7 protein-coding genes are annotated in these 10,309 nt (G+C 56.5%); 1 reads left to right on the forward strand and 6 read right to left on the reverse strand.

Annotated features, from left to right (window positions below):
- Positions 1-123: 123 nt before the first annotated feature.
- Entirely contained in the window at positions 124-3,369 is a 3,246-nt protein-coding gene (locus JRC49_04750; GenBank protein ID QTE72133.1) for a DUF5107 domain-containing protein, read from the forward strand.
- Between the two features lie 10 nt (positions 3,370-3,379).
- Here JRC49_04750 and rhaD read toward each other — a convergent pair whose 3' ends face one another.
- From rhaD to uidA, 6 genes are all read right to left on the reverse strand, one after another.
- Positions 3,380-4,192, reverse strand: a complete 813-nt coding sequence (rhaD, locus tag JRC49_04755; protein QTE72134.1) for a rhamnulose-1-phosphate aldolase — start codon at positions 4,190-4,192, stop codon at positions 3,380-3,382.
- A complete protein-coding gene (locus tag JRC49_04760) occupies positions 4,189-5,445 on the reverse strand; it encodes an L-rhamnose isomerase (protein ID QTE72135.1) in 1,257 nt (418 codons plus the stop codon). The genes rhaD and JRC49_04760 overlap by 4 nt, the downstream gene beginning before the upstream one ends.
- The gene (locus tag JRC49_04765; protein QTE72136.1) at positions 5,442-6,725 is read right to left on the reverse strand and encodes a rhamnulokinase; all 1,284 of its coding nucleotides are present in this window, start codon (positions 6,723-6,725) and stop codon (positions 5,442-5,444) included. Before JRC49_04765 ends, JRC49_04760 begins: the two co-directional genes overlap by 4 nt.
- A gap of 114 nt (positions 6,726-6,839) precedes the next feature.
- The gene (locus JRC49_04770) at positions 6,840-7,631 is read right to left on the reverse strand and encodes a gluconate 5-dehydrogenase (protein QTE72796.1); all 792 of its coding nucleotides are present in this window, start codon (positions 7,629-7,631) and stop codon (positions 6,840-6,842) included.
- 22 nt (positions 7,632-7,653) lie between these two features.
- A complete protein-coding gene (gene kduI, locus JRC49_04775) occupies positions 7,654-8,496 on the reverse strand; it encodes a 5-dehydro-4-deoxy-D-glucuronate isomerase (protein ID QTE72137.1) in 843 nt (280 codons plus the stop codon).
- A gap of 65 nt (positions 8,497-8,561) precedes the next feature.
- Positions 8,562-10,301: a beta-glucuronidase gene (gene uidA, locus JRC49_04780; GenBank protein ID QTE72138.1), complete on the reverse strand. Its 1,740-nt coding sequence runs from the start codon at positions 10,299-10,301 to the stop codon at positions 8,562-8,564.
- Between the last annotated feature and the right edge of the window lie 8 nt (positions 10,302-10,309).

Genomic DNA, 10,309 nt, shown 5'->3' on the forward strand with positions numbered 1-10,309 from the left:
CGCGCATTTTTTACTGATTGTATTGCAGTTTCGCCCATAAACCTCTTCCAGCTTTGACACGCCTCTTTCCGGTCTGTTATCATTGAAAAAAAGATCCTTGGCAATGCTGCGAGAGGGAAAACCATGAATAAAGCACAGGTATATGAACAGACGGTAACCATTCCGACCTATCGAATCGGCGATCTGGAAAAGAACCCGCTTTTCATCGAAAAGCGGGCTTATCAGGGTTCCACCGGCAAGGTATATCCGCTGCCCATCTGCGAAAAGATCAGTGAAACCCCGGAGGACGTGCAGTACCAGGCTGTAATCCTGGAAAACGAATACCTGTATGTCATGATCCTGCCGGAACTGGGCGGACGGATCCAGCGGGCACTGGACAAAACCAATCAGTATGATTTCGTCTATTATAACCGCGTGATCAAGCCCGCCCTCGTCGGCCTGACCGGGCCGTGGATTTCCGGCGGCATTGAATTCAACTGGCCCCAGCATCACCGTCCCTCCACGTTTATGCCTGTGGACTATATCCTTTCGGAAAACCCGGACGGCTCCGCCTCTGTCATCCTTGGTGAAACAGACCGGATCAACGGCACAAAAAGCAACGCCGTCATTACCCTGTATCCCGGGAAAGCTTATATTGAAATCAGCGGCCGGCTCTTCAACCCGACCGACTATCCGCAGACCTTTCTCTGGTGGGCAAACCCCGCCGTCTCTGTAAACGATCATACCTTCTCCGTCTTCCCGCCGGACGTAAACGCGGTCATGGATCACGGGAAGCGTGCAGTCTCCACCTTCCCCATTGCCACCGGCGAATACTATAAGGCGGATTATTCCGCAGGCGTGGATATTTCACGCTATAAAAACATCCGGGTTCCCACGTCCTATATGGCCGCTCATTCGGATTTTGACTTTGTCGGCAACTTTGATGAAAGCCGGGATGCCGGCCTGCTTCACGTAGCCGATCACCATATCAGTCCCGGGAAAAAGCAATGGACCTGGGGCTGCGGCAACTTCGGCAAAACCTGGGATCGGAACCTGACGGATGAAGACGGTCCCTATATTGAGCTGATGACCGGCGTATACTGTGACAACCAGCCGGACTTTGCCTGGCTGAAGCCTCATGAGGAAAAGAATTTCACCCAGTATTTCATGCCCTACAAAACCGTAGGCCGGGTCAGCAATGCAACCCGGGATGTGGTGCTGGGCGTTGACTATATTAACGCGGACGGAAAAGTCCTGGATCCGGATCCCTTTGCGTATGGCAAGGCAGCAAATGACGCCCTTCGCCGGAAAGCTGCCGCCGCCCGTATCAAAGTATATGCAACCGGCTCCTTCCCGGATGCCGAAATCGTGATCCGTTCCGCTGGACGGGAAATCTGTCGAAGGAAAGCAAATCTGTCGCCTCTCAAAGCCGTTGTTGAAACAGTGGAAGACCTGCAGGACTACGAGGTGGCGGTTTCCGACGCGGATGGAAAAAAACTGTGTGAATACAGGGAATATGTGAAGGAAAACCGGCCCATACCCGAACCTGCCGAAGCGCTGAAACAGCCGGAAGAAATCCAGTCCCTGGAGGAGCTGTTCCTGGCAGGACAGCATCTGGAGCAGTACCGTCATGCCACCTTCCTGCCAGCGGATTATTACCTGGAAGGCCTGCGCCGTGATCCCACCGATATCCGGCTGAACAATGCCTACGGCCTGTACCTGCTGCGGAACGCCCGGATCCGTGAAAGCGTTCCGTATTTTGAAGCCGCCGTCCGAAAACAAACCTGGCGGAACCCCAATCCCTACGCCGGGGAAGCATACTATAACCTGGGCCTCGCCCTGGAAATGCTGGGCAGGACGCAGGAAGCCTTCGATGCCTTCTACAAAGCTGTCTGGAGTGCTGAAACCGCAGGCCCCGCCTATTTTCACCTGGGCTGTCTCAGTCTCCGGGAAGGACGGGTTGCAGAAGCGCTGCACTTTGCGGATGAAAGCCTGATCCGCGGCTGGCACGATATGAAAACCCGCAGCCTGAAAGCCTCCGCCCTTTGGAAGCTCAGCGGAGATACGCCGGAATACAGGCGTTTCCTGGAGGAAAGCCTGGCCATTGATCCGCTGTATCTGCCCCTGCTGTACCGGAGCGCCGGACAGCCTGCCTTTGACCGGGCTGCCGGCGGCCGTCCGGAGGAATCCCTGAATACTGCCTATGAGTTCATGCGTTTCGGCTGCTGGGAAGACGCCGCGGCAGTGCTTGCCGCCAGCCCTGCTGAAACCCCGCTGAAGTATTATGCCCTCGCATATGCGGAAGGCCGTATGAACCACACGGAAGCCGCTGCCGCGCAGGCCCTGAAGGCGGAAAGCCTGCCGACGGATTTCTGCTTCCCCAACAAGCCGGAGGAACTTCCGGTCCTGGAATACGCCGTTTCTATCCTGCCCTCCGCCCCGAAGGCCCACTATTACCTGGGTGAGTTCTTCTATGACAGGAAGCAGTATGACGCGGCTGTCTCCCACTGGCAGGCTGCGGTGAAGGAACAGCCTGATCTGGCTCCGGCCCACCGGAACCTGTCCATTGCGTATTACAACCACGGTGACCGTTCCCTGGCCGCCGGGGAAATCGCGAAAGCCGTCCGCCTTGAGCCCGGTAACAGCCGTTTCCTGCTGGAGCAGGATCAGCTGCTGAAGCGCCTGGACTGCCCTGTAAAACAGCGGCTGGCCATCCTGGAGGCGAACCGGGATCTGCTTCCAGGCCGGTATGCCCTGATGCTCGCCTATGTCAGCCTGCTGAATGCGGACGGGCAGCATGAAAAAGCCCTGGACCTGCTGATGAATTATACTTTCCATGTATGGGAAGGCGGAGAAGGCAAGGTGGCGGATGAATATAAAGCCGCCCTCTTCGCCCTGGCCGGCAAAGCCCTGGCGGAAGGCCGGGCGGAAGCCGCCATTGAATATGCGTCCCGGACCCTTTCCTATCCTGCCAATCTCGGAGAAGGCAAGCTGGAAAACGTTCCGGACAACCAGGCCTATTACCTCATGGGCTGCGCTTACAGGCTGCTGGGCAATGACTCCAGGGCAGCGCAATGCTTTACGGAAGCTTCCGCGGGTTCCCAGATTCCTGAGCCCGTCCGTTATTACAATGATCAGCCCTCTGACTATATCTATTATCAGGGGCTGGCTTTCCACGCATTAGGAAAGGTGGAAAGCGCCAAACGGTCTTTCCACCAGCTGATCATTTTCGGCGAACGCCATATGTTTGATAAGACGGGTTATGATTTCTTTGCTGTATCCATGCCGGAGCTGGAAGTTTTCCAGGATGATATCCAGAAGCGCAGCGACGATTACTGCCGCCGTATGATAGCCCTGGGCCTCAAAGGCCTGCAGGAAACAGGACTCTGATCCTCCCCGTTTAGTCCAGGTAGCCTTCCCTTGCTTTGATGTTGAAACGCTTCTCCAGCAAATGCATCTGCTCATCCGTAATCGTGTTGATTCTCGGAAGATGGGCGATCTTCATATAGATTTCCGCGGCTTTTTCCGCGGTTTCGATCAGGCCGAAGGTCTCATCCAGGTCTTTGCCCGCGCCGTAAATACCGTGCTGGCTCCAGACCACCAGCCTTGCGGTCTTCATTTTTTCTGCCGTTGCTTCGCCGATCTCGTTTGTGCCGCACAGCATCCAGGGCAGCACATTCACCCCGTCCGGGAAAACCACCACACACTCGGTGCACATCTGCCACAGGGTCCGGGTAAACTGCTTCTCGTCCAGGTCATGGACGTAGGTCATCGCCAGCAGGTTCGCGGGATGGCAGTGCATCACCACCCTGTTTTCCGGGTTAACCTTCAGCCGTGCCACATGGCTCATCATATGGGCCGGAAACTCGCTGGTAAACTGCCCGCCGTCCGCATAGCCCCACAGCAGGTCAGCCTGCTGTCCCTGCTCCTTCAGCCGGACAATGCCGAGATTGACTTCCGGGGCATACTGCACATTCTTGAAGTACTTGCCGGTTCCCGTCACCAGGAAACACTTCCCGTCCAGTTCCGGAGCGGTGAAGCCAGTCGGGATTGTGCGCAGCGCCTTTCCCGTATCCAGGTATCCGGCGATTTCCGCCGCATCCAGCATCAGGCTGATATTCCCGCCGTTGCGTTCGTCCCAGCCCTGGTTATACATGTTGGTCGTCGTGCGGATCATTTCCACCATAAAGGGCGCTTCCAGGATATTTTTCATTTCCGCCTCACCAGTACTTTCTTCTCATATTCCTCAATCTGCGGGAACCATTCACCGTCAGCCGGCTTGCCGCAGCTCCGGCAGTACTCGTCCCAGATCTCGCCGAAGGGCATGGTTTTCAGTTCTTCCTGCATCACCATCAGCTTGCTGAACTCTCCCGCATCCTGCAGGGACTTCATTTCATCATTGGGCTGCAGCAGGGCATACAGGAGCGCCTTCTGCAGGTTCCGGTATCCCGTCACCCAGGCGGAAATCCGGTTGATGCTTGCGTCAAAGTAGTCGAGGGCAATATTCACCCGGCCGTCCAGCCCGCCGCAGCGGACGATCTCCCGGGCGATTTCCTTTGTTTCATCGTCAAACAGCACCACATGGTCGCTGTCCCAGCGGATCGGCCGGGTTACATGCAGCGCAATTTCCGGGAAGAAGGCCAGCAGGGCAGGAATCTTGTCGCTGACCACTTCCGTGGGGTGATAGTGACCGTTGTCCATCAGCGGAATGCACTTGTCCATATTCATTGCCGCGTAGGAAAGGGCGAATTCCGCGCTGCCTGCCGTATAAGCTTCCACGCCGATGCCGAAAACCTTGCTTTCAATGCAGGGCTTTACTTTTTTGAAGTCATAGGGCTCCTTCAGGATTTCGTCAATGGATTCACGGTAGCGTACCCGCGGTCCCATCCGGTCGGCGGGAATATCCTTGAACCCGTCGCCGGTCCAGATATTCATCACGCAAGGCTTGCCCAGTTCTTCCGCCAGGTAACTGCTGATACGGATGCAGGCTTTGCCGTGCTCAATCCAGAACTTCCTGGTTTCTTCATTCGGGCTGGACAGTGTCAGTGGATCACACATCGGATGGGAGAAGAAGGTGGGATTAAAGTCACAGCCCAGGCCGCGTTCCTTGCAGAACTCCACCCATTTTCTGAAATGTTTCGGCTCCAGCTTATCCCGGTCCGCCCATTCGCCGTTTTCAAAGATCGCGTAGCTGGCATGCAGGTTCATCTTCGGCGTGCCGGGAATCAGGCTCAGCACCTTGTCCAGGTCCGCCATCAGCTCCTCCGGTGTACCGGCCCGACCCGGATAGTTCCCTGTGGTCTGGATGCCGCCCGTCAGCGGCTTGCTCGGATCAGTATCAAAGCCCCGTACGTCGTCTCCCTGCCAGCAATGCAGCGACACGGGCACTTTTTTCAGTTTTTCAATGGCTGCGCCGGCATCAACGCCGATAGCCGCATAGCGCTTTTTTGCTTCTTCGTAGCTCATGCTTTTTCTCCTCCGTTTTTGATCTGGATCATGATGTTCCCCAGCGCCGTCGCCTCGATAGGCAGTGCGGTCACTTGCTTGCCGGTGGCTTCTTCCGTCAGCCGGTTCAGGTATTTGTTCTTGGCCCCGCCGCCCACAATGTACAGCCTCCGGTACCGGTTGCCTGTATTCTGTTCTATTTCCTCGATCGCCCTGCGGTATCCGTCCGCCAGGGACCGGTATGCGCACCGGAAATATCCTGCCGTACATTTCGGGGGATGGGGCAGTTTGGAATCAAACGCTGCTTTCATGCTCTCCGGGGCAAGGAAAACCGGATCGTTCACATCCACCAGGTGATCGAAGTGTTTCTCTTCTGCTTCCGCCGTGATTTCATCCCACGGTTTTTCCGGGCACAGTTCGCTGCGCAGCCTGTTCGCCAGCCACATACCCATGATGTTTTTCTGGTACCGGTTATAGCCTACGCCGCCTTCATTGGAGTAGTTGGCAGCTTCACTTCCTGCGTCCGTCAGCGGCTTCGGCGTTTTGACTCCCAGCAGGGACCAGGTGCCGGAAGAAATATAGAGTTCATTCCCCTCCATGGGGATTCCCTCCACCGCGCTGCCTGTATCATGGGTGGCACACAGCATCACCTTGATTCCCCTGTATTCACCGATCACGCTGCCCGGCCGCTGCAGGGGCCTGAAAAACCGCCCGGGCAGGTCCAGGGTCCGGATAATCTCCGGATCGTATTCACCGGTTTCCGCGCTGACCATGCCGCCGGTGGTCGCATTGGTATACTCATGGCTCTCCGCGCCGCTGAGCCTGTACATCAGGTACTCCGGAATCATCAGGAAGCTGTCGGCTTCATCCAGCCGTCCTGCCAGCTTGTCTGCGTAAAGCTGGTAAATGGTATTGAAAGGCTGGAACTGGATCCCCGTACGCCGGTAAAGGTCCGAAAAGCTCATCTGCTCATGGACTTTGGGAATAGCCGTTTCCGTCCGGCTGTCCCGGTAGGCGTAACAGGGCAAAACAGGTTCGCCGCCCTTCATCAGCACATAATCCACACCCCAGGTATCAACTGAAAGGCTCCCGATTTCCGGATAAATCTTCATCGCTTCGTCGATGCCGGTCCGGACGTGTTTCTCCAGGGCGTCAATATCCCAGGTCAGATGTCCGTCCTGTTCCACGGCACCGTTCGGAAAGCGGTAAACTTCCTCGGTTTTCAGCTCTCCGTCTTCCTTCCAGCCGACAATATGCCGTCCGGAAGACGCGCCGATGTCGATGGCCAGATATTTTTTCATAGGGCTGTGTTCCTTCCGTCTGTCAGTCTGTTCCGCAGGCTGTCATTTCCCGCCCGCGGTTCACCCATAGTGAAAACGCCCGGAAGGCCTCCGGGCGGTTTTCAGATTGTCTTCTCAGGGCTGTTTTCCGATGTACGCCAGGATTCCGCCATCCACATACAGGATATGGCCGTTCACGAAATTGCTCGCGTCGGAAGCCAGGAATACCGCGGGACCCTGCAGGTCCTCGGGCGTTCCCCAGCGGGCCGCCGGCGTCTTGGCGATGATAAACTGATCAAAGGGATGGCGGCTGCCGTCCGGCTGCTTTTCCCGCAGCGGAGCTGTCTGGGGCGTGGCGATATAGCCAGGTCCGATGCCGTTGCACTGGATGTTATGCTCGCCGTATTCAGAGCAGATATTCCGGGTCAGCATCTTCAGGCCGCCCTTGGCTGCAGCGTAGGCGGAAACGGTTTCCCGTCCCAGTTCGCTCATCATGCTGCAGATGTTGATGATTTTACCGTGTCCCTTGGAGATCATGGACGGAATCACCGCCTTGGCGCAGATGAACGGAGCGTTCAGGTCCACGTCGATGACTTTCCGGAATTCTTCCGCGCTCATCTCAATCATGGGGATCCGGCGGATGATGCCGGCGTTGTTCACCAGGATATCGATCACGCCGATTTCCGTTTCAATCTGCTTCACCAGGGCCCGGACCGCTTCCTCATTGGTCACGTCGCAGACGTAGCCCTTGGCGTCAATGCCCTTCTCGGCATAGGACTTCAGGCCCTTGTCCACCAGTTCCTGGTTGATATCATTGAACACAATGGTTGCCCCCGCCGCGGCATAAGCCTCCGCGATGGCAAATCCGATGCCGTAGCTGGCGCCCGTAATCCAGGCAATTTTGCCTTTCAGGCTGAAACTGTTCATATCCATCTGACTGTTCTCCTCTTTATTTCAGTTCCGTGGTCGGAATATTGTCCATGTCGTCAAAGGCCTGGTTCTCACCGCCCATAGCCCAGATAAACGTATAGTTGCTGGTTCCCGCGCCCGCGTGAATGGACCAGGAGGGAGAAATGACCGCCTGTTCATTCTGCATCACGATATGCCGGGTTTCCTGTCCTTCGCCCATCATGTGGAAGACCACGTTGTCCTTCGGCACTTCAAAGTAGAAATACACTTCCATCCGGCGTTCATGGGTATGGGCCGGCATTGTGTTCCAGACGCTGCCGGTTTCCAGCACGGTCATGCCCATGCTCAGCTGGCAGGTTTTCAGTACGGAGGGATGGATGAACTGATTAATCACCCGTTTGTTGCTGGTCGCCGCGTCGCCGCAGGGTTTCTTTGCGGCGTCAGCGATCTTGATCAGCTTGTTTTCATAACTGCAGTGAGCCGGAGCGGAAACGATATAGAACTTGGCGGGCTGCGCCGGATCCGCGCTCTCAAAGTACACTTCCTTCGCTCCCCGGGTCAGGTACAGGCAGTCTTTGTAACCCAGCACGTACAGTTTTCCGTCCGCGATCACCCGTCCGGCGCCGCCCACGTTGAACATGCCGCACTCCCGGCGTTCCAGGAAGTATTCCGTGCCGAAGTTGTGCCAGATATCAATGCCCTTGTCGATGGAAACCTTCTCATTCACCGGCATCACGCCTAGCGTCACCATCCGGTCCACGTGGCTGTAAACCGCCGTAACCTGATCCGCTTCAAACAGCTTCTCGATCAGGAACTCCTTCCGGACTTCCTCTGTGGTATAACGCTTAAAGTCTTTCTGGTTGCAGCTGTACCGAATATCCATTTTCTTTTCCTCCATACTATTCCTGTGGAATAATCATTCTGTTTGATTCTGATCCCGTCGGCCTGTCAGAGATTTTTCCATCTTTCCCTGAACCAGTGAGCCGCCATCTTGGGCCTGCGGTCCCGGGTAAACAGCCCCTTCCGGTTTCCGCCCACGCGCATGGGGCCCTGGCAGGTGGCAAAGTCCGCGAAGTTCCAGGGCATCTCGCCGATCACGAAATCCCGTTCATCCAGGCACTCGCTCATTGCCTCATAGAACGCCACCTGGTACTCTTCCGTGAACATCTCCGCCACCGCGCCGTGCAGGCCGGCGATTGTATCCGCTCCATACTCGGAGAGAATGACCGGTTTATGCTGTGTTTCCCACCATTCCAGCTCCGTCCGGAACGCGTATTTTGCTGCCTCAAGATCACCGGACAAATTATACCACCCGTAATACCGGTTGATCAACACAACGTCCATGGAACAAATGACTTTATCCCGGTCATACCGGTTCTGGCATCCAACCACCGTAACCGGTCTGTCCTGCGGGTCCAGCCGGTGGGCAGCTTCATACAGGGGATGCCAGTATTCATATGCTTTTTCAGGCTGGCTGTCCGTGTCCGGTTCATTGCCCAGGCTCCACATCACCACGCAGGGATGGTTCTTGTCCCGCGCGATCATGTCCTTCAGTACCTGTAGATGGTAGTCCGCCAGGTTCCATCCATACTGTTCACTGGCCCACATGCCTACCGCTGGCGTTTCATCCACGATGACAATACCTTCCCGGTCGCACAGCTGGTACATTTCCTCCGCGTAGGGATAGTGGCTGGTACGGAAGCAGTTGGCATTCAGCCAGTGGTAAAGGTTGATATCCGTCACGTTCAGGCATGGATCCGTTCCCCGGCCGTGGAAAGGGCTGTCCTCATGCTTGCACGGTCCGTGGAAGCGGAAAGGTTTCCCGTTGATCAGGAAGCGCGTGCCTTCCACCTTGACCTCCCGGATGCCGAAGGGCTGCTCATACAGGTCGTCCCCATAGGTAATCCTGGCGGTATACAGGTAGGGTGTGCCCGGCCAGGGTTCCCACAGGCGGGGTTCCGGAATCTGCAGGATCCCCTCCCATCCGTCGCACCTTGCAACGGATATGCCTTCCGCGTCCAGGATTTCCACATGGACAGGCGCATCTGTGCCCGCCGTTTCCACGCTGAAACGCACCGCCCCGTTCAGGGAGGGCACCAGGGTAATATCCCGGATATACTTCCGGGGTGTCGCAACAAGCCGTACCGGCCGCTGGATACCCGTATAGTTGAAGAAGTCAAAAGCCGGACGGTTGATCCCGCGTTCCTGCTGCATCCTCTTGCCGGCTTCCACCGCCGGTATTCCGGGGTTGTCTGAACCAAAGAAGGCGGTTTCTCCCTCCGTACCGATCGGCAGGGTATCATGATTGATCCGGTTGTCCGTCTCCACCGTCAGTTCTGCCGTTTCACCGGGTCTCATCAGGCCGTTCAGTTCCACCTCAAAGGGCAGGAATCCGCCCCTGTGAAAACCGATTTCCTTCCCGTTCAGCAAAATCCGGGCATTATGTGCCGCCGCGTCAAAACGCAGGCAGACCCGCATTCCCTTCCAGGCCGCCGGCAGGGTAATCTTCCGGCGGTATTCCGTGATCCCCGCCCGGTTCCGGAACCGGGGATCCGGGCTCTGGTCATTGTAGGAAGCAGGCACCGCGATCGGCTGCCAGCTTTCATCGCCCTGAAAGCGGAAATCCCATACGCCGCCCAGGTCTATCGTCATTCTGGACGCGTTATTCTGCGGATATAGTGTACTCATCTTTTTCT

Source organism: Clostridiales bacterium FE2011 (assembly GCA_017569305.1).
Classification (GTDB): domain Bacteria; phylum Bacillota; class Clostridia; order Christensenellales; family Aristaeellaceae; genus Aristaeella.